General features: G+C 48.3%; 17 protein-coding genes. 11 read left to right on the top strand and 6 right to left on the bottom strand.

The features are described from left to right. Positions 1-4: 4 nt before the first annotated feature. Positions 5-1,177 (bottom strand): benzoate/H(+) symporter BenE family transporter, encoded by a 1,173-nt coding sequence (locus ACZ5R2_RS20750; RefSeq protein ID WP_464902726.1) that lies wholly within the window; start codon positions 1,175-1,177, stop codon positions 5-7. Between the two features lie 168 nt (positions 1,178-1,345). Here ACZ5R2_RS20750 and ACZ5R2_RS20745 point away from each other — a divergent pair, with 168 nt between their 5' ends. From ACZ5R2_RS20745 to ACZ5R2_RS20720, 6 genes are all read left to right on the top strand, one after another. Then, positions 1,346-1,906, top strand: a complete 561-nt coding sequence (locus ACZ5R2_RS20745; RefSeq protein WP_464902727.1) for a helix-turn-helix domain-containing protein — start codon at positions 1,346-1,348, stop codon at positions 1,904-1,906. Between the two features lie 106 nt (positions 1,907-2,012). Further along, positions 2,013-3,947 carry a PhoX family protein gene (locus tag ACZ5R2_RS20740; protein WP_464902728.1) on the top strand — a complete coding sequence of 645 codons (1,935 nt, stop codon included), beginning with the start codon at positions 2,013-2,015 and terminating at the stop codon, positions 3,945-3,947. A gap of 137 nt (positions 3,948-4,084) precedes the next feature. Continuing rightward, positions 4,085-4,852 carry a molybdate ABC transporter substrate-binding protein gene (gene modA / locus ACZ5R2_RS20735; protein WP_464902729.1) on the top strand — a complete coding sequence of 256 codons (768 nt, stop codon included), beginning with the start codon at positions 4,085-4,087 and terminating at the stop codon, positions 4,850-4,852. 126 nt (positions 4,853-4,978) lie between these two features. Then, a complete protein-coding gene (locus ACZ5R2_RS20730) occupies positions 4,979-5,497 on the top strand; it encodes a lactoylglutathione lyase family protein (protein WP_464902730.1) in 519 nt (172 codons plus the stop codon). Positions 5,498-6,086: 589 nt separating this feature from the next. Further along, positions 6,087-7,004 carry a phospholipase A gene (locus ACZ5R2_RS20725; RefSeq protein WP_464902731.1) on the top strand — a complete coding sequence of 306 codons (918 nt, stop codon included), beginning with the start codon at positions 6,087-6,089 and terminating at the stop codon, positions 7,002-7,004. A gap of 339 nt (positions 7,005-7,343) precedes the next feature. Further along, positions 7,344-7,610 carry a hypothetical protein gene (locus tag ACZ5R2_RS20720; RefSeq protein ID WP_464902732.1) on the top strand — a complete coding sequence of 89 codons (267 nt, stop codon included), beginning with the start codon at positions 7,344-7,346 and terminating at the stop codon, positions 7,608-7,610. 86 nt (positions 7,611-7,696) lie between these two features. Here the strand turns inward: ACZ5R2_RS20720 and ACZ5R2_RS20715 are convergent, their stop codons facing one another. Then, entirely contained in the window at positions 7,697-8,278 is a 582-nt protein-coding gene (locus tag ACZ5R2_RS20715; protein WP_464903655.1) for a CAP domain-containing protein, read from the bottom strand. Positions 8,279-8,696: 418 nt separating this feature from the next. On the opposite strand from ACZ5R2_RS20715, the gene ACZ5R2_RS20710 reads away from it, so the two are divergent. Both ACZ5R2_RS20710 and ACZ5R2_RS20705 read left to right on the top strand, forming a co-directional pair. After that, complete coding sequence (locus tag ACZ5R2_RS20710) at positions 8,697-9,314, top strand: HAD family hydrolase (RefSeq protein ID WP_464902733.1); 618 nt, start codon at positions 8,697-8,699, stop codon at positions 9,312-9,314. Between the two features lie 242 nt (positions 9,315-9,556). Further along, positions 9,557-9,934 (top strand): hypothetical protein, encoded by a 378-nt coding sequence (locus ACZ5R2_RS20705; protein ID WP_464902734.1) that lies wholly within the window; start codon positions 9,557-9,559, stop codon positions 9,932-9,934. Positions 9,935-10,197: 263 nt separating this feature from the next. On the opposite strand, the gene elbB is transcribed toward ACZ5R2_RS20705, so the two are convergent. Then, on the bottom strand, positions 10,198-10,845 hold the full coding sequence (elbB, locus tag ACZ5R2_RS20700; RefSeq protein ID WP_464902735.1) for an isoprenoid biosynthesis glyoxalase ElbB: 648 nt from the start codon (positions 10,843-10,845) through the stop codon (positions 10,198-10,200). Positions 10,846-11,006: 161 nt separating this feature from the next. Between elbB and ACZ5R2_RS20695 the strand changes: the two genes are divergently transcribed. Both ACZ5R2_RS20695 and ACZ5R2_RS20690 read left to right on the top strand, forming a co-directional pair. Beyond that, complete coding sequence (locus tag ACZ5R2_RS20695; protein WP_464902736.1) at positions 11,007-11,447, top strand: exoribonuclease R; 441 nt, start codon at positions 11,007-11,009, stop codon at positions 11,445-11,447. Between the two features lie 121 nt (positions 11,448-11,568). After that, entirely contained in the window at positions 11,569-11,943 is a 375-nt protein-coding gene (locus tag ACZ5R2_RS20690) for a thiol-disulfide oxidoreductase DCC family protein (RefSeq protein ID WP_464902737.1), read from the top strand. Between the two features lie 51 nt (positions 11,944-11,994). Here ACZ5R2_RS20690 and ACZ5R2_RS20685 read toward each other — a convergent pair whose 3' ends face one another. The 3 genes from ACZ5R2_RS20685 to ACZ5R2_RS20675 form a co-directional block, all read right to left on the bottom strand. After that, positions 11,995-13,173 carry an MFS transporter gene (locus ACZ5R2_RS20685; RefSeq protein WP_464902738.1) on the bottom strand — a complete coding sequence of 393 codons (1,179 nt, stop codon included), beginning with the start codon at positions 13,171-13,173 and terminating at the stop codon, positions 11,995-11,997. A 165-nt stretch (positions 13,174-13,338) separates the two neighbouring features. Continuing rightward, the gene (locus tag ACZ5R2_RS20680) at positions 13,339-13,839 is read right to left on the bottom strand and encodes a GNAT family N-acetyltransferase (RefSeq protein ID WP_464902739.1); all 501 of its coding nucleotides are present in this window, start codon (positions 13,837-13,839) and stop codon (positions 13,339-13,341) included. Positions 13,840-14,020: 181 nt separating this feature from the next. Beyond that, positions 14,021-16,249 (bottom strand): hypothetical protein, encoded by a 2,229-nt coding sequence (locus tag ACZ5R2_RS20675; RefSeq protein ID WP_464902740.1) that lies wholly within the window; start codon positions 16,247-16,249, stop codon positions 14,021-14,023. Positions 16,250-16,775: 526 nt separating this feature from the next. Here ACZ5R2_RS20675 and mrcB point away from each other — a divergent pair. Continuing rightward, positions 16,776-19,058 (top strand): penicillin-binding protein 1B, encoded by a 2,283-nt coding sequence (gene mrcB / locus ACZ5R2_RS20670; protein ID WP_464902741.1) that lies wholly within the window; start codon positions 16,776-16,778, stop codon positions 19,056-19,058. Positions 19,059-19,063: the final 5 nt, after the last annotated feature.

Below are 19,063 nucleotides of genomic sequence, written 5' to 3'. Positions count from 1 at the left end.
CCGGTTACTTGGCGGGGTATTTGACAAGCGATGCCTGTTGGTATCGCTTTATTTTTATCCATACCAGACCGGCGACGAGCCCCCACAAGGTGGCATCAATGCCAAACAGATTAACGCCTGACAGCGTGATCAAAAGTGTCAGCATTGCCGCATCGTTGTCACCCTCGACGAGGGATTTATTTAAACACATGGATAGTGTGCCTAGCAGTGCGAAACCTGCCAACACGGTGGTGACAGCATTGGGCAGAGCGAGGAATAAGGACACGACCGTGGTGCCCCATAGACCGGCAATAAGGTAGAACAGACCCGCACTGATACTGGCGAGGTAGCGCCGTTCGGGTCTTGGGTCGACACTCTCATTCATACAGATGGCTGCCGTAATTGCGGCCAGATTGACACTGAATCCACCAATGGGGGCAAATAGGCTATTGGCGAGCCCAGTTGTGACTAAGATAGGCTTAGTCGGCGGTTGATAGTGGAAGTTCTTCAGCATCGCGAAGCCAGGTAGGTTCTGTGACAGCATAGTGATGACGTACAACGGCAGTGAGATGTTGATGATTGCGCCGAGATCCCACTCCCAGCCCATAAACTGAGGCGAGGCGAGGGTAAAGGCAAGCTTGCTCACCTGGAACTCATCAAGCAATGCAGAGACTGAGGCGCCTACGATCAGGATTGCCAACATCGCGTATTTGGGGAAGTAGACTTTACTGACCAGGAAGGCGGCAAACATACAGAAAAAGATCTCAGGCGAGCTCATTGAGGGGGTAAAGGCGTTAATACAAAAAGGTAGCAAGATAGCCGCTAACATTGCTGAGGCAAGGTTAGTCGGAATGGAATTTAGTGCCTGGTTAAGCGGTTTTATTAAGCCTGTTAAAGCGATAAGCAGCCCCGTGATGACAAACGCCGGTGTCGCTTGGGCAAGGGTATAGGCACCATCAAAAGTGATCAGTAGCGCCGCCCCGGGTGTTGACCAAGCAATTAGGATGGGCAGCTTAAAAAACCAAGACAAAAAGACCGAAGATAATCCCATCACTAAACCCAGCGCCAAAAGCCAACTCTCTATCTGACCGTCAGTGGCACCCAGACTGGTAGCCGCCTGGATCACGATGATGATGGCGCTGGTATAGCCAACCAGTACCGCAGTAAATCCCGCGCTAAGGTGGTCGAGTTTAGTCATTTTCAATCCCTAGTTGAGCTGCTAATCTTGAATATGTACGCTATAGCGCACAAAAGACAGCCTAGCACTGTGCGTTATAGCGCACAAGGTGAGATGAACACTATTTTAACAACCATGCAGCATATCGCTCGGTGAGAGCCGAGTGAACAAGACCAAAAGGAAGCCGCCGTGTCGGAAACGCGATTTAAAGCCAGTATTGCTAATCATCTCAGAGCCATACGCAAAGAAAAGGGCTTAAGCCTAGATGCGACTGCGAAGCTGACGGGGATCTCTAAAGCCATGCTCGGCCAAATTGAGCGAGGGGAGTCAAGCCCGACCATCGCGACGCTATGGAAGATTGCCAGTGGACTGAAAAGCTCATACTCCGCGTTTTTTGCCCTAGACTCGTCGCCGCTTAGTGAGACCGAAAGCTTTCCTCATGACCCCAATATGCATGTGAAAACGCAGTTTCCATTCACTGCTGAGACAGGGTTAGAGGTATTTGAGATCACACTAGAAAACTATCATCAGCAAGAGTCCAGTGCCCATGAGCATGGGGTGATTGAGCATATCCTAGTGATAAGTGGTGAATTAGAGCTTTACATCGATAATCAATGGCATCAGCTCAGTGCCGGTGAGAGTCAGCGTTTCTACGCCGATCAACCCCATGCTTATCGAGCGAAAACAGAGCAAGTTATTTTTCATGACATTATCAGTTATCCGCCTAACAAAGCGCGATTAGTGAGATGAAAATGTTAACTAAATGTAATTGAGCTGTCACTTGTTCGCTGCAAACTAACTCCAAACATCACAGCAATCCAACTGATTTGGTCATTGAGATCATGGAGGAAGCAATATGAGCACCAAAGAGCCAAGCCGCTGTAAACCCCTTAGTCCTTGCAAAGATCAAGGCATCGACCAACGCCGATTAGAGCAAGAGCCAGAGTTCAATCGATTTGTAGAGGCTGCCTTATCGCGCCGCGGGTTCCTTGTGGTAACTGGTGCGGTCGGCAGTGTTGCGTTCTTCGGGACCAGTCCATTGAGCCAAGCCGTGGCGAGTGCCGTAGCTAGTCCATCAGCCCTGATGGGATTTGAGGGGATTGCTATCTCGACCAAGGATAGTGTTGAAGTCCCGGCCGGCTATCGAGCAGATGTCCTGATCTCTTGGGGCGATGCGGTAGTGAAAGGCGCACCTGCGTTTGAGCAAGGTAATGACGCGCAAGCACAGGCGCTTCAATTTGGTGATAACAATGATGGGATGACCTTCTTCTCACTCAGTGATGACCGCGCTGTGCTTGCTGTCAATAACGAGTACACCAACAATGAGTACCTCTATACTCACCAAGGTCAGTCGATCAGTCGTGATGATGCGCTTAAGGCACAAGCGGCGCATGGAGTATCGATTGTTGAGTTGATTAAGCAAGACGGGACTTGGCGCGTCAATCCAAATGGTCGGCTAAATCGCCGCATTACCGCCAATACCGAAATGGAGATTACCGGACCTGCGGCGGGGCATGATCTGCTTAAAACCAGCGCAGACAAAAGTGGACGTAAGGTACTGGGTACCTTTAACAATTGCGCTAATGGTGAGACGCCATGGGGAACCTACCTCACCTGTGAAGAGAACTTCAATGGCTATTTTGCTAATCCGGGAAAGGCAAAACTTGCGGACACTTATGCTCGCTATGGACTTAATCAGCAAGACCGTGGCTATGATTGGTATAAGCACGATAGCCGCTTTGATATGGGCATCGAGCCCAACGAGGCGCACCGCCATGGTTGGGTGGTGGAAATTGACCCTATGAACCCGAGCTCCACGCCGAAAAAGCGTACGGCATTGGGGCGTTTTAAGCATGAAAATGCAGCGCTAATGGTCGATAAAAGCGGTCATGTGGTGGTGTATCTTGGTGATGATGAGCGGGGAGAGCACCTGTATAAATTTGTCTCCAAGAACAAGTTTCGCCCAGGAGCTGAAACTAATCACGACCTGCTTGATGAGGGGACATTCTATGTTGCCAAATTCACTGGTACCGAGGGTGAATTAAAAGGGCAGGGGCAGTGGATAGAGCTAACCTGGGGTAAAAACGGGCTCACACCTGAGAACGGTTTTGCAGACGCTGCGTCGGTGATGATCTTCGCCCGCCAAGCGGCAACACAAGTTGGGGCGACCACTATGGATCGTCCCGAGTGGGTCGCGGTGCACCCACAACAACACTCGGTCTTTGTCACCCTGACTAACAACAAGTATCGCGGCGTGAGAGAAAACCAACCGCTTAATGCCGCAAACCCACGTGAGAAAAATCCCTACGGACACATAGTTCGTTGGCGACCAGCTGGAGGAGGCCACACCTCCGAGCATTTTGCATGGGATATCTATGTATTAGCGGGCAATCCTACCGTCCATCAATCGGGTTTAATGGCAGGCAGTGACAACATTACGGCGGATAATATGTTTAACAGCCCAGATGGTATTGGTTTTGACCGCTTTGGCCGTTTGTGGATTCAAACCGATGGCAAGTACTCAAATCAAGGTGAGTTTGCTGGGATGGGTAACAACCAAATGCTGTGCAGCGATCCCCAGACCGGAGAGATCCGCCGCTTTCTCACCGGTCCTATTGCTTGTGAGATCACCGGATTGACCTTCTCACCCGATAACACGGCTATGTTTGTTGGCGTGCAGCACCCAGGAGAGGATCTCGCGCCATCTCACTTCCCTGATGGTGGTCAGAGTATTCCTCGCTCTTCGGTGTTGGTAATCACTCGTGCAGATGGCGGAATTATCGGCGCTTAACGCTTATACTATCGTGCAATATAAACTATTTAAAACCCTGTGTAATCAGGGTTTTTGCTGTTTTAGAGCGCTAAAGTTTATCACTAGTGATAGACTTAACCTAAACAAATCACGGCTTTAACTGGATAGGTATGTTAGTGCGTTGGTTAATTACGATGTTGTGCTTGGTGTCGCTGCCTGTTGTCGCCCAGCCAAGTATTACAGTATTTGCAGCGGCCTCGATGACCGAAGCGCTGGATAAGATAGCAAAGCAGTTTGAGCAGCAAACCCAGATTAAGGTCAAGCGCTCATACGCATCCTCATCGGTACTCGCTCGACAAATTGCTCAGGGTGCCCCTGCTGATGTATTTGTCTCGGCCAACGTGCGCTGGATGAACTACCTCTCTGAGCTTGGGGCGATAGAGCAAGACTCTGTCACTCCCTTGGTGCAAAATCAATTGGTGGTGATTATGCCGATTCAATTGGCAGAATCTGTTACTGAAATTAGAGAAGACAATACGTTTGAGGCACTACTGCAAGGTACGCGCTTAGCCGTCGGCGACCCGCGCCATGTGCCAGCGGGTATCTACACTCAACAAGCGCTACGATCACTAGGCGTCTGGGAGCAGCTCAAGCCGCATTTAGCGCGCGCCAATAGTGTTCGATCCGCTCTGCTGTGGGTCGAGCGGCAGGAGGCGAGGGTAGGTGTGGTGTACAAGACTGATGCTCTGGTTTCCGATCTGGTTGAAATAATCCACCATATTCCCGCTTCAAGTCATGATCCGATTGTTTACCCCATCGCTAAAGTTACCCACTCACGGAGCGACGCATTACAGCAAACAGAGCGAGATGCTTTTTTTAGCTTTTTAACGAGTGAGCACGCAAAGGAGGTCTTTAGAGAGTTCGGTTTTCTAGTTACCGAATAGCGGGTGTATATGGCACTTTGCTATCTCGGATACCTAATCCAGTGACTCACTGCCCGCGACATTTTTAATCATCAACTATTCTTTGTGCGTATCAATAGTCGTTTCACATCACAAGAGGATAACTTGATGAACACCCCTCCGAACACAAACCCGACTTACCCTCGCACCTTCAGTCATATTGGTATATCTGTCCCTGATCTAGAGGCCGCTGTGGCGTTTTATACTGAGGTACTAGGTTGGTACTTGATAATGAAACCGACCGAGATTGTTGAGGATGATTCACCGATAGGTGAGATGTGCACGGATGTTTTTGGCTCAGGCTGGAATAGCTTTAAGATTGCTCATCTGGCAACCGGCGATCGCATCGGCGTCGAAATTTTCCAGTTTGAAAATGCACAAAACCCAGAAAACAACTTTGAATACTGGAAGACGGGCGTCTTTCACTTCTGCGTTCAAGACCCGGATGTCGAGGGGCTGGCGGAGAAAATTGTCGCAGCCGGGGGTAAGAAGCGTATGAAAGCGCCGCGCTATTACTATCCGGGTGAAAAGCCTTATCGGATGATCTATATGGAAGACCCATTTGGTAATATTCTAGAGATCTATAGCCATAGTTACGAGTTGACTTATAGTGCTGGCGCATACTGACAAGAGAGCAATACTCTTCAGTCGGAGCTGCTTGAAAGCTCCGGCTGAGCCTAACCAGCCCCTCTCTGATGATTATATTGCTGTTCAATAGCTCAATGGAGAAATATGGTTTCTTCAACAGAAATAAAAAGGAAAGGATGCTAATCATCAGTGGGGACATTTTATAATGAGGACATTTTTCGAAAACCGAGTAACTCCTATTTGGTTAGCCGGTCCCCATGCTCCGATGACTGCGCGAAGTTCGCTTACAAAATGCAAGCCTTGAACTGACGCGCTATCCCCCACGCCAAGAAAGGTGAAAGGCTTTCCACGAGCCTTACACCCAAAATAAAGGCAGAGCGCGAGTTAGACTTAGTTTCTATACGCGGGTAGTCCCCGCAAGCGATCAAATCCTCGCTCCTGATTTTTCCTTGACAGCGTTCAAATTGACTACCACGCTAAATATATGAAGTATAAACACAATATTATCAAAATATAACTGACGTCAGCTAGATCATAACAAAGCTAAATCCGCCCTATGTGAATGTAGGGAATCACTAAAATAACTACGATAAGAGGTATTGCTGTGAAAAGGGTATTGCTAATAATAATGCTTATCTCGCCCTATGTGATGGCGCAGTCTCAGTGTCATCTAATTGATGATGATACGCAGCGACTTGCGTGTTATGACAAAACTCGCCACAATCAAGGCACTGCCGAGCCGATGGATGATACACGTTTTGGTGATATGTCATTTTTCCAGGTAGTTGATTATTACAATGACAGGGATGTATTTAAACTCACTCCTCATCGTGCAAATTACATTTTACCTTTTTCCTATAACTCATCACCCAATCAAGAGGATTGGTCACTTTATTGGCGTGACTCTGAGCTGGATGATATTGAAGCAAAATTTCAAATTAGCGGTAAGTTGAAATTATGGAAAGATCTATACCGTGATTGGGATCTCTGGCTGGCATACACCCAAACATCCTGGTGGCAAATTTATAATGGTGAGAATTCAGCGCCGATTCGAGAAACCAATTACAGCCCTGAGCTGATCCTCAGTACGTACCCCAATGTCTCGCTACTCGGGTTTGATTGGGTTCAGGCAGACTTTGCGTTTGTCCATCATTCTAACGGTGAAGATGGGCCTTTTTCTCGTAGTTGGAACCGACTCTATACCAATCTAGAGTTTACCCGCGATCAATATGTGATTGCCTTCAAGCCTTGGTATCGTATTCCTGACCCTGAGCTTCGAGATGACAACCCCGACATAGAAGATTACATGGGCTATGGTGAAATTGTGTTGGGTTATCGTCACAATGGGGCGCTTTACAGCCTGCTTTTGCGCAACAATTTGACCAGTGATGGTCAGGGAGCCGTTGAGATCAATGTTGCTTATCCATTGTTTGACAAAGTAAAAATCTACGCACAGTACTTTTATGGTTATGGTGAGAGCTTGATTGATTACGACGACAGAGTGAACCGCTTTAGCTTGGGTATCTCGCTGTTCGACTTGTTATAACTGATCATTCTCATCGATTGGATACGTACTTTGCCAAGATCACTGACGAGCAGTTTTAACAGGAAACTTTCATTGATGAGTCGCTAATATGAGTTTTCATTGCTTAACTGACAAAGGTGTAATATACCCAAGTAACCTCAAGATGCAGTTTCAGCGAGTTTGCTTGGCTAGCCAAGCAAACTCGCCCGAAGGGAGTCCATTTACAGGCTCATCTCCGCGTCAAATGACTTTGAAAGGGATGGCCATTTCTACAGCCATTTTCCTTGATATGAGCCTGTATATGGACTCTGAATTCTGCATCTTGAGGTCACTTGGGTATAAAGCATTAAAGATCACGTTATGAATAAAGTTTCTACCCTTTTGGCTATCGCCTACCTAGGGGCTGTACTCACTCCGGCCGCGTTTGCTAACCAACCACCACATCAGCCCCCTTTATTCGATGAGCTCGATACCAATGGTGATGGGCAACTCAGTCGAGATGAGGTCAAGGGACCGCTGGCTGATCAGTTTGATAGCCTAGATGTCAATAGTGATGGGTTTCTATCTCAAGACGAGCTTCCAGAGCCAAGAGGGATGGGAAAAGGTGAGATGAAAAAAGAATACTAAGGTTGAGTTTTGTGGGGAGAGCATGACCACTTTAACTGTGTGTGTCAGCTCTCCCAGATGCCCTACAACCTTTTTAAGAACAAGGTTTATAAAGGCGCAGCGAATACCTGCGTCCAGTAAATACCGTAAGTCGTGTCAGGGTTTTCAACCAATGCCACACCTAATTCCGTGACGCTAGTGCGCATGATATTCTCGCAGTGACCAGGGCTGCTAAGCCAAGAGGCCATTACGGCATCAATATCTTTTTGTCCTGCCGCGACATTCTCTGCCCACGCTGATGCTCGATATCCCGTATCAGAGATCCTATCGCCCGCTGAGCTGTTATCTGAGCCTGTATGGCTAAGAAAATTGCCATTCGCCATATCGCTAGAGTGTCTTACAGCAGCAGATTCAAGGTCGTAACTCCAGGTCAGTGCCGATGCTGCAGGCATACTTTTATCACCGCAGTCTCTGGCATGTTGGCGCGCTTGGTTGACCGCAAACAGCATTTGCTGAGCAAAATCGTCATCAGGCCCGGGTGCTGGGTTATTGTCATCCCCGGGATTAGTTCCGTCTCCCGGTGTGTTGCCATCGTCAGGAATTTGACCTGAATCTGATGTACCAGAGCCGCCGAAGCCACACCCGACCAGTATCAAGGTCGGCAATAACAGTAGAGGAACAAGTTTCATCATACACCTTAGATTTACACTGTGATCAAAACGTCAAGCCGGGTATCTAAGTTGCAAGTCGATAGCTTGAGCGGTGTTACTATACGAAGTCACAGTAAGACTGTTCAATATGCAACCAGTGGGCAGATGTCGTAAATGACAAAAGATTGACAGTGTCATTTGTCTTGCTCCATTTTTTTGAGTACTTTCGCTTGAATGACCAGTACGGCAAATGGGAAGACACCGCGACCAACAAACACACCAGCGTAGACAATGGGATTACATCAACCTTCGCGCCAAAATATATTAATGCAAAGATTGAAATTAATAGGGTGATTAAACCAGAGTAAATCTGGATTGGTTAGTGATATATTTAAATCCAATAGTAATATTTTTGATACAAATTAAACCCAGAATAACCTCAAAGGAACTGAACTCTATGCAGCCAGAGAAAATCCAAAACGTGGTGTTTGATATCGGTAATGTATTGGTCCGCTGGGCACCAGAAGAAATTGTCCGCTTAACGTTTACAGATTCAAGACCGGCTATTGATCTCGCCAAGACCCTATTTCACGGAGACATTTGGCTCGACCTTAATCGAGGCTTGATGACGGAAGAGCAGGCTAAGCTCAAATATCAGCTGCAACATGGCCTGACAAAGCTCGAGAGTGACAAACTGTTTTATTATGTCAAGCAAAGCCTGATCCCGCTTTATGGTTCGCAAGAGCTACTCAGACGGGTCAAACAAGCCGGGTACAACGTGTATGCGATGACCGATAACGTGCATGAAATCGTGGACTATTTGCAGCTACATTATGATTTCTGGCCGTTATTTGATGGAACGACGGTCTCTGCGGACCTAGGTTTACTCAAACCCGAGCCAGGGATTTACCAAAGTTTATTAGAGACTCATAGTTTGCGCGCCGCTCAGACAGTGTTTATTGATGATATGCAGCACAACGTCGCAGGGGCTCAGAGTCTCGGTATTAAAGCGATCCAGTTTCTAGATGCACATCAGTGTGAACGAGAGTTGAATATGCTGGGCGTCCAGTTTTAGAGGGCGGGTAGCGAGTATCACTTTGTTCTGGGGGCGATTAGATATCGCTTGTGTTGAGTTCACCGTGCTGATGTTTGTTTTGGGCAATTTATTCTTACTGATAGTTCTCCAAGTATTGCGACTGTCTAATATTTAAGACAGTGTGACCTAGATCTAACTCGTAAAATCGAGTTAGCGGGTGCGTTCCGATGTGGTTGTTTGAGTGTTCTTCCCGCTGAAAACAGTGAAAGGGAGATAGAACAATGAACAAACTAACAGTGATTGTGGCGGCGAGCACCGCGCTAGTTATGGGTTACGCGCAAGCAGGTTACAATGCCTATCCAAACCAAACCAATCAGGCCAGCAGTGTTTGTACCACAGACAGTGGCAAGCTCGGCAAAGTCGTCGACGCTAAACAGTACGGCCATCTGTGTGTGCCATTTACCGTGCACAACAAATACGTGCAATGTGAAACGGCAAGTGGTGAGCCGGGTCGTTGGATCGATGCGAAAGAGTACGGCAAGGTTTGCTCGTCTTTCGCGCTGCAGACTGTTAAAGCAACCTACCAGTGCACTACGCCAGAGGGCAAGCCAGGCCATTACGTTGATGCGAAAGAGTATGGCATTATCTGTCGTAGTTAACTTGAATATCTAGTGACAACCATCCTTGATGGCTCTTGTTGTCACGATGGTAGCAATAGCGAATCAGTGCCTTTAGCGACTCTCTCGCTATCGATGCTTATTAAGGCTTAGTGAATTGATTACCAAGCGTTTGTGTTATAACTCTTGTGGTTGTTGCTCGCTCGGTGCTAACGCGATCTCACGATTACTTTTAAACGGTGTTGATCGGCACGGCTCGTGGGCAGCGAAGCGGTTTTCGATCGCTTCGCTGCCGATTTATCTGGTCAAATGCGCTCAGCGAGCACTTTTACCGTTGCTTGGATACCAAGGTGGGCATCGAGCACACTTTGGGCTGTCATGTAGGCGGGCGTGGTGATCAATCGATTGGCTTGATCAACCACACAATCCTCGGTTGGACAGTCGATATGAGTATGCCCCTTGGACTGCATCAGTGCTGCGATGTCTTTATCCTTGCCAAGGGTAAGCGTAACGCCTGAAAGCACATTGGCCAGCAGTACTGGGGTGATGCATAAGGCTACAATAAACTTGTTGTCTTGGTGAAAACGTTCAATCAGTGCTTTCACTGATGGCAATACCTCGTATTCCCCCTCAGTAAAGGCAAAGTTGGACAGGTTTTTCGCAGCGCCGAAGCCGCCGACAAACAGCAAGGCATCGAAGTTATCGGGGTTTAACTCATCCAGGTCTTGGGTGGTGGAGCGAGTGATACGGTTGGCTTCCACCAGAACGTTACGCTGCTCTTCAACCACTTCACCCGAGTAGTGGTTAACGCAGTGCGCTTGCGCAATATTCGGCGCAAAGGTTTCGTAACTGAGTTGATGTTGCTCGAGTGCTAGGAAGGTTAGCACCGCTTCATTAAGCTCGGTGCCATCGAAAACACCAGAGCCAGAGAGTACCACAGCAATTTTTTTCATCGAGTTGATCCTTTTTTGAGCAATCCTAAAACCATATTGCCACAGCTTGTCTGCCCATGCAGCAGGCGGCCGATGTTGAGAGAGCATTTTTGTGTACAGGCACTAGTATCTCACTGGGAATAAAACATACAATAGCCGCAAACGGCCAACCTGAGATCCCTATGCTAGATTACACTTACGATTCGTTGAATCAGTCGAATAAAGATGAATTGACTGAGCTTGCCCTGCGACTTATCCACCGCTTGGTGCCTGAAGAGTCGGTTAGTGAACTGTTTACCTTTGAGAATGAAGAGACCGAGTCTGAAGAGCGCCTGCAGGAAGCACAGTTTGATGCCATGCTGCGTCTATGTGCGATTGCACTTGCAGAGTTGCCTGCGCTTTTTGCCGAGTCGGAGAACGCTGCGCAAAATATTCAGCGTATGCAGCGTCTGTTGTTGTGGCATTTCTATGCGGTCTCTTTTCAGCTAGAGCGAGCAATTTCACTTGAGGTGCATTGTAATCATGTTGAGGTTCTACTCAAGCAAGCGCCAAGCAATGTGATTGAGTGGGTCGCGACCTTAACTGATCTGCTTCGTCAATATGCTGAGATTGACGCAAAGTAATACCATATTGGTTTGATTGCTAGAAAGAGCACCTCCGGATGCTCTTTTTGTATTGGGAGAGGAAATGATCCTTGCCAAGCTTACCGCGTAACCCTAGCTAAGACTCAATAAGGAGCAAACTATGGCGACTCTAACCGTTTTCTACGACGCGACATGCCCGCTCTGCGTCAAGGAGATGAAAGCCTTGGGCAAGCATGATGAGCTGGAGCGCATTAAAACCGTCGATATCTTTAGCCAAGAAGTCAAAGACTACCCCCAGATTGACCCACAGCGTGCCAGTGATATTTTGCACGCCATCGACGAAAAAGGCACGCTGTTGCTCGGACTTGACGCAGCGCATCGGGCCTGGCAATTGGTTGGCCGGGGTTGGCTGTATGCTCCACTACGCTGGAGGGGCGTTAAGCCCGTGGCAGACTGGCTCTATCTGCAATTTGCTCGTCATCGTTACCTTATCTCAAGGCTGTTAACTGGCCAATCACGCTGCAATTGTAAGTAACGCCTAGTTTAGCGCTACATTCGTTTTGGCACTGTAAGCTCCGGTTAAGTGCTAGTTCCAGTTAAAAACCTTAACCTCATTGTGCTCGCTAGGATGGCGAGGGATATTTAGTGACAGTATCAAGGATAAAGCAGCCATTGCCGCGCCAGCATAAAACACCAAGGCGGGAGAGGTGAGCCAGACGATACCAAAAGCGACGGGGATGACCACTGCAGCGATATGGTTGATGGTAAAGCTCACCCCGGCGGTTGAGGCCATGTCAGCTGGGTCGGCAATTTTTTGAAAATAAGTTTTTATTGCCAGCGCTAAGGCGAAGAACAAATGGTCAATGATATACAGCGCTGCCGCCCACTCAGCAGTTTCAACCACGGCATAGCCGACAAAAACACCGATTAAGCCCACATATTCAAAGATCAACGCTTTGCGCTCACCAACTTGGCCGATAAAACGTCCAATCTTCTTGGCAAACAGGAAGTTGAACAGATAATTAAGCAAAAATAGCAAGGTAATATCGGCTGCAGAGTAGCCAAACTTTTCCACCAACAAAAAACCGGCAAACACAGTGAAAATCTGGCGTCGGGCACCACTCATAAAGGTTAGCGCATAGTAGAGCCAGTAGCGTTTACGAAGCACTAACTTAGTGGTTTGCTGAGTGTGTGTTTCAAAGTTCGGAAACGTAAATGCAATCCAGACCAAGAGTACAAACCCAGCCCCACCGAACAGCAGATAGACCCATTGGTAATCGAGCTGAAATTGCTCTAAACATAGCCACAAGGCGGCATACGTTATCAAAGAGGCAAGTGCGCCAACAGAAATCAATTTGCCCAACATCTCAGGCGCTTCCTCTTTGCTCAGCCACTGAAGCGAGAGGGATTGCTTTAAGGTTTCAAAGTAATGAAAGCCAGTCGACATCAACAGTGTGGTTAGCATTAGCCCCCACATACTAGGGAAAAAGCCGGTGGCCACCACGCCTAGGGTGAGCATCGCCAGCGAGATGATCATAAAGCGCTGCTCTTTGATAAACCCAATCACAAAGATAGCGGTGAAGGCGAGGAAGCCCGGCACCTCACGCACGCTCTGCAGCAAACCGATGTCAGCCCCATCAAAGCTGGCTTTCTCGATAACAAAGTTATTGAGCAATGCCATCCAACTTGAGAAGGCAATCGGCACGATGATTGAAACCATAATCAGAAAATTGTGCGGGGTTTTCCACGTTTTGCGACTGGACATGGTTGGATTCCGGAAAGACGACAGAGCAACACTTTAGCGCGAAATGCAACAAATACACAACAACAATGGGTGATTAAATAGGGACGAATGAGACAGCTACAACCGGGCGATTGTAACGACAGCCTATTTTACTTAGGTTTATAAACCGCAATTCTCACCAGTGACTTAAAGGTTGATGTACAGCCTCAACATGTCAAAGTGGCGAATGCCATTTTCCCAAATAGGCTCTGGATAGTTGTTAACGAAGTGATCCTTTTCTATTCGGTCTACACGAAAGCCCAATCGCTGATAATAAGTCAGTTGGTAGCCAAAGGTGCCCGTGCCTAGTTCTACTCGCTTGATCCCCTGCATCGCGAGTTGTTCAAGCGTGTATTGCAGTAGTTGTGTGCCAACGCCTTTGGCTTGGTGGTCAGGGTTGACTGCTACGTTGAGAACTTCATAGACGCTTGAGTCGCTGAGCTTGACCACCACGGCACCAATAATGTCGTTGTCCAATACAGCGCAATAGCATTGTGAACTGCTGAGGTATTGATTAATCGATTGCTCGTTAGGGTCAGCTTCGAGCAATAAGGGTAAAGGAATAGATCGAGGCGTTGCTTGACGGTATTCAACTTTGTTGAGGTCAAAGCGCAGGGGATGGGTCGTGTTCTGTGGTTGATTACTCATAGCGATTCGCTTGATAATTATCTCTCGATATCTTTAGTGGCTGTTTAGTCTAACTGCCTATTAAACCGATTGCTAATTAGTTGATTGATTCAAGATTTTGAGTTGATCCTACTTTTGGTCTGGGTGAGTCATATAAAATTTGGTGGCATAAAAGGATTGCATAGTCATACCCATCTTTCTACTAATAGAGTAAAAACAACCCCTGATACCCAGCTAACTCAACCTCGCTAACATAGTCGCCGACGTTTCCGTGTTGATCGACGGGACGCATTGGCTCGTCGAGCGTGATGGTGACAGGTTGTGCGCTGTAGTAGTCACGATTTTTACCGTGAAAGTCGGTCCTATACAGGACTTTGCCTTTGGTGAACTCACGTGCGAGCACCATTTCAGCCGGACCGCCCGAGACGACATTTTGTGCCGAGCGATATAAAAAGTATGTATGAGTCGGGGTGATATACTCAATCCCTTCAGGCAGGTCAGCGTGGACCACCTCAGGGTTTGCTGAATTGCCAACGATGGTGTAATCCGCAGGAGAGGGTGTTTGCGTTGACAGCATCAGCGGGATAGGGTCGAAGCCACTTGGGATATGATTGGCAGGCTCACCCAAGTCAATCGATAACAGAGCGGTTGGTTGATAGGCGATGTTCTTTGCGATCCCACTTTGATAGAAGTTGCTCTCGGTGGTGTTGTCACTACCGTACAGATAGCCGTTGTTCCATTGGTTAAACAGGCTACCCGAGTTGTGATGATTAAGATAATAGGCTGCTAGGGCAGAGTATTGATCTTGTTGCCAGTTGTCTTGGTTATTGCCAAAGTACTCAACTCGACCGTAACGGGTGGTTGCTTGATAGATCACCTTTTTGCCAGCGTGCGCTAACGCCGAATTGTCCCAAAACTTGCTAAGTCCTGCATAGCCACTAAAGCCAGTAGAGGGGAACAGATAGTGCTCTCTGAGGTAGAGCGACGCCGACTCGATAAGATGAGATTGGCCGTTGCGACCATACAAGTTAGCGGTGCCGATGTTGACACTGATCAGGGCGTCACTGTCGAGTTCGCTCAAACCTAGGAGAAAGTTGGCAAATTGCTGTTGATAGACTTGCTGTGCCTGCTTACTACCGGCAATGGCGTCGAGCTCAGCAACGTGACCGCCCGAGTAAACCACGAACTGATTGCCGCCAATCAGCTTGTTGGTGTCATCATTGTATGCACCACTCAAGCCTTGTTCCTGCCAGTCTCGTTGGTAAACACTGTGTATGGCGTTGAGGTAGTCCTGACTCCCAAGGTGAGTCAATGCCCACGAAGAGCTCTGATTCCACATTCGACCAAATGGGATCACCCGAGACTCCCAGCGAAAACGCGCTGTTGCATTCTTATTGCTGCGGTTCTTGTACTCGAAGGGCGAGAGGTAATTGTCTTGATTTAGATCTGCAGAGGCATCAAAACCGCGCACCTTGCGCCATCGTTGTATCGTTTGGCCTTCTGCGGTTGTACTTGGCCCATCACTGGGCTTGACCACTGGGAAGCTGTTGCGCAGCTTGACCTCATCGATGCGTGGACGCAGCTCAGAGTTATCATCATGCCATCGGATACGGGCAACGAAGAGTTGACCACCGTCGCGCAGGTAAGTTGAACCAAAATACTGACCGCCGCCATAGCTGCGACCGCTGCCATCATGCGTCGCTGCTCGCTGCCAGTCATCGGGCATATTCCAGATCACCGTTTGGTTTTTGGTCATGTTGTTGGTTTTGTCGTTCTTGATATCTAATCTCGCCCATTGAGTTACCATCCCCTGGCTATCAGTGGCACTAGGGTACTCAATCCAAAACTCACCACCTTGAGCAAACTGGGAGAACTTGAGGGTTAAGCGGTCAAATTGCTCTGAGTGATAAACATACAGCGCGCCGCCTTGTTGGTGACCGGCAAAAACATCGGCATTCCACGGTGGCGATTGATAGAGCCAAAATCCAGCGTGCATGGCATCGGCGGTATGACCGACGATCATCGGCTTGCGATTAAGGGAGGTTTTTTCGCCGTGGGTAGGGTCCACCTCTGCAACAATGGTGTCGCTAGTAAAGTGAAGAAAGAAGTCTTCGTAATCGATGCCCTGTGTCTCGGCATACTGTCTCACTCGATGTTCAGTCCATCCGGCATTGAGCTCAAGTTTTTGGTTGTACATGTAACCAACGGCCTGAGTGCGCGCGTTGTCGCTTTGCTCTGCGTAGGAGCCAAAAATGAGGTCGCTGTTGTTGATCTCCCAATCGATCACTTGCTCGGGCGATAGGGAATAGCCTTGCAGATCTTGGCTAGATTGATGCTGTCCCGGCAGGATGATGGCGCTACTTGCTGATGGAAAGCTGGCTGATTGAAGGTAGAAAGGCGCTAGCAGGGTTAACAACAAAAACGGTCTCATATAGAACAAATCCTTAATTCATTTCACGATTCAAAATGCGAGTCAGATTGCTATTCAAAATGCGAATTGATTATCGATGATTGAGTCGGTTTTGCCATATCACTAAAGGCTGATTTATCTTTGTGTATCAATAAAGATGCAAAGCCAAATCCAAAGAGGTTAAATTTGTGAGAAGCCAAGTTCATCTAGGAAGCTAAGTTAATCCCAAAGGTCATGGATTGTTGCAGATTGAGTTGCAAATTGACAAACAAGACAGTGTTTTGGGTTGAACGAGGGAGAGAAATCGTGAAGCGCACTCACTTTCGCAGGGGCGAGTGATGATTGGTGAACTTCACGGCTACTGAGTGTCATCGTGGCTATGATATTTAGGCGATTGTATTTACTGATCACTTTTCTTTGCACAATGTGTGCTGTTAGTCGGCGCAATCTATCTCTGACCTAAGCTGTCAATCTATTTACTCCGAGCTGACACTCTCTGAAGCTCTAGCACGTATGTTGCCGCCAGTTTTAATCTTGGTACAGCAGCATGACATCCACCAATCCGTCGCCCAAGTCTCGACGTTTTTCCATTCCCACCGTCCTAGTTATCGTATTAGTTGGTATCGCTCTCGTGTGGTGGACCTTTCACCGCAGTGTTGCGAGTCAAGTGCAGCAGCGCTTTTCTGGACACTTGTTTGAACTGCCAAGTGTGGTTTATGCGCGTGAATTAGTGTTGAGTATTGACTCGGCTGTGAGCCAGCAAGAGTTGCTTGATGAGTTAACTACGCTCAATTACCAACAAGTGCAAACTCCAGCGAATAGCGGTGAGTACCGCGTGTCAGGCAATAACGTGACACTGGTACGTCGTCCTTTTCAATTTAGCGATGGTTACCGCGATGTGCAGAGAGTGTCCTTCACCTTTAGTCAAAGTGGCTTGAAGTCAATCCATGACGTTGATACCGGCTTAGAGCTGGGGGTGTTTAGCCTTGAGCCCAAACTGATGGGCATGATTGGCAATGATGGTCATCAACAGCGGCTGTACCAGTCTTGGCAGGATATGCCGGAAGGGCTTATCACAGCATTGCTACTGACAGAGGACCGCGCGTTTTGGCAGCATGATGGTATTTCTGTAACCGCCATTGCGCGTGCTTTTCTGACCAACTTAAAGGCGGGCCGTACCGTACAAGGTGGCAGTACACTTACCCAGCAGCTAACTAAAAATTTATTTCTAACCAATGAGCGTAGCTTGAGCCGTAAAGTACGCGAGGCGTACATGGCTTTACTCATCGATGCCAAATTTAGCAAGGATGAGATCCTTGATGGCTATGTCAATCAGATTTATCTCGCCCAGCAGGGCTCGGATGCGATCCATGGTTTTGAGCTAGGCGCGCAGTTTTACTTCAATAAGCCGCTAAGTGAATTACGTATCGATCAACAAGCATTGTTGGTGGCTTTGGTAAAGGGGCCTTCATATTATAATCCGTGGCGTTTTCCTGAGCGTGCGCTAGCAAGGCGCAATACGGTGTTAAAACTGCTAGAGCAAGAGGGTTATCTGGAAGAGTCAGAGTATCAAGCAGCGATTGAGCGTGAGTTGGACGTTCAGGTCCGTGGTCAAGTGGCAATGCGCAAACCTGCCTATTTTGACTGGGTGACTCAAGAGTTACAGGCACTGGCACCAAGGATGGACCGAGCGGGCGCACGTATCTACACTACGTTAGATCCGCAGTCCCAGCAGCAAGCAGAAGAGAGTGTGGTGGCCATGCTGCCAGAGCTAGATGCCGTTGCAGGCACTGAGCTAGATGCTGCGCTGTTGAGTGTAGATTATCAAACAGGCGCCATTCGCGCCGTGGTGGGTAACCGCAATCCCGACTATGCCGGTTATAACTTTGCTCGCGATGGCTCGCGTCAAGTTGGGTCGATTATTAAGCCAGTGGTTGTGCTGGCGGCGCTGAGTGACCCACAACACTATAATCTAGCGACCCGTTTGCCCGATCAGCCGCTGACTATCACTCTGGATAATGGAACAACTTGGCAGCCGCGCAACTACAATCGTCAATATCAGGGCGAGGCGTCCCTATACTCGATGTTGGCAAACTCGCTTAATGTACCGATTGTTAATTTAGGTATGGCACTTGAGCTTAAGACGGTGGCTGCACTAATCGAACAGCTTGGTCAGCTTGAAGACACAGTTCAACCTCTACCCTCGATGCTACTTGGTGCTTTAGAGCTGAGCCCTGAGCAGGTCAGTCAGATTTATCAGCCAATAGCTAATCAAGGGCAGAGAAACCAGCAGTTTCTTATCCGTGCCATCGTCGATGCCGACGACCACTCGGTCTATAAGCAGCGAATGAGCGAGCAACAGGTCGCGCCGGCCCAGGCCAGTCAACTGACGATGGCGGCACTGCAGGGAGCCGTTAAAGAGGGCACCGCTAAATCCCTGAATGCGCTTGGGTATAATTATCAGTTGGCAGGCAAAACTGGCACGACCAATGGTAATCGCGATAGCTGGTATGTCGGCATTGATGGCCGTGAGTTAGTGACGGTTTGGATTGGTCGTGGTGACAATGGCAAGACCAAGCTGACCGGGGCAACGGGTGCCTTGCCGGTCTATCAGCATTACCTCACAGGGCGAGCACCACAAACCCTTAATATTGATTATGTAGACGACATTGAGCTAGTGAGCTTTAGACGTAAAGAAAACGGCGTGCTGCGCACCAGCTGCGGTCGAGGCGATGTTGTACTGCCGGTTTGGGGCGCAAAGGAGAACCTGTCTTCTGGCTGCGCCGGTGAGGAGATCGGTAACTTTTTTAAGCGTTTATTTACGCGTTAAGTCGA

The sequence above is a fragment of the Vibrio sabulosilitoris genome (assembly GCF_055391395.1).
This window is presented reverse-complemented; position numbering and strand designations above follow the sequence as displayed.

Bases quoted from the DNA above. Each gene is read 5' to 3' on its own strand.
- ACZ5R2_RS20750 (WP_464902726.1), bottom strand. From the start codon at position 1,177: ATGACTAAACTCGACCACCTTAGCGCGGGATTTACTGCGGTACTGGTT.
- ACZ5R2_RS20740 (WP_464902728.1), top strand. From the start codon at position 2,013: ATGAGCACCAAAGAGCCAAGCCGCTGTAAACCCCTTAGTCCTTGCAAA.
- ACZ5R2_RS20730 (WP_464902730.1), top strand. From the start codon at position 4,979: ATGAACACCCCTCCGAACACAAACCCGACTTACCCTCGCACCTTCAGT.
- ACZ5R2_RS20725 (WP_464902731.1), top strand. From the start codon at position 6,087: ATGCTTATCTCGCCCTATGTGATGGCGCAGTCTCAGTGTCATCTAATT.
- ACZ5R2_RS20720 (WP_464902732.1), top strand. From the start codon at position 7,344: ATGAATAAAGTTTCTACCCTTTTGGCTATCGCCTACCTAGGGGCTGTA.
- ACZ5R2_RS20715 (WP_464903655.1), bottom strand. From the start codon at position 8,278: ATGAAACTTGTTCCTCTACTGTTATTGCCGACCTTGATACTGGTCGGG.
- ACZ5R2_RS20710 (WP_464902733.1), top strand. From the start codon at position 8,697: ATGCAGCCAGAGAAAATCCAAAACGTGGTGTTTGATATCGGTAATGTA.
- ACZ5R2_RS20705 (WP_464902734.1), top strand. From the start codon at position 9,557: ATGAACAAACTAACAGTGATTGTGGCGGCGAGCACCGCGCTAGTTATG.
- elbB (WP_464902735.1), bottom strand. From the start codon at position 10,845: ATGAAAAAAATTGCTGTGGTACTCTCTGGCTCTGGTGTTTTCGATGGC.
- ACZ5R2_RS20695 (WP_464902736.1), top strand. From the start codon at position 11,007: ATGCTAGATTACACTTACGATTCGTTGAATCAGTCGAATAAAGATGAA.
- ACZ5R2_RS20690 (WP_464902737.1), top strand. From the start codon at position 11,569: ATGGCGACTCTAACCGTTTTCTACGACGCGACATGCCCGCTCTGCGTC.
- ACZ5R2_RS20685 (WP_464902738.1), bottom strand. From the start codon at position 13,173: ATGTCCAGTCGCAAAACGTGGAAAACCCCGCACAATTTTCTGATTATG.
- ACZ5R2_RS20680 (WP_464902739.1), bottom strand. From the start codon at position 13,839: ATGAGTAATCAACCACAGAACACGACCCATCCCCTGCGCTTTGACCTC.
- ACZ5R2_RS20675 (WP_464902740.1), bottom strand. From the start codon at position 16,249: ATGAGACCGTTTTTGTTGTTAACCCTGCTAGCGCCTTTCTACCTTCAA.
- mrcB (WP_464902741.1), top strand. From the start codon at position 16,776: ATGACATCCACCAATCCGTCGCCCAAGTCTCGACGTTTTTCCATTCCC.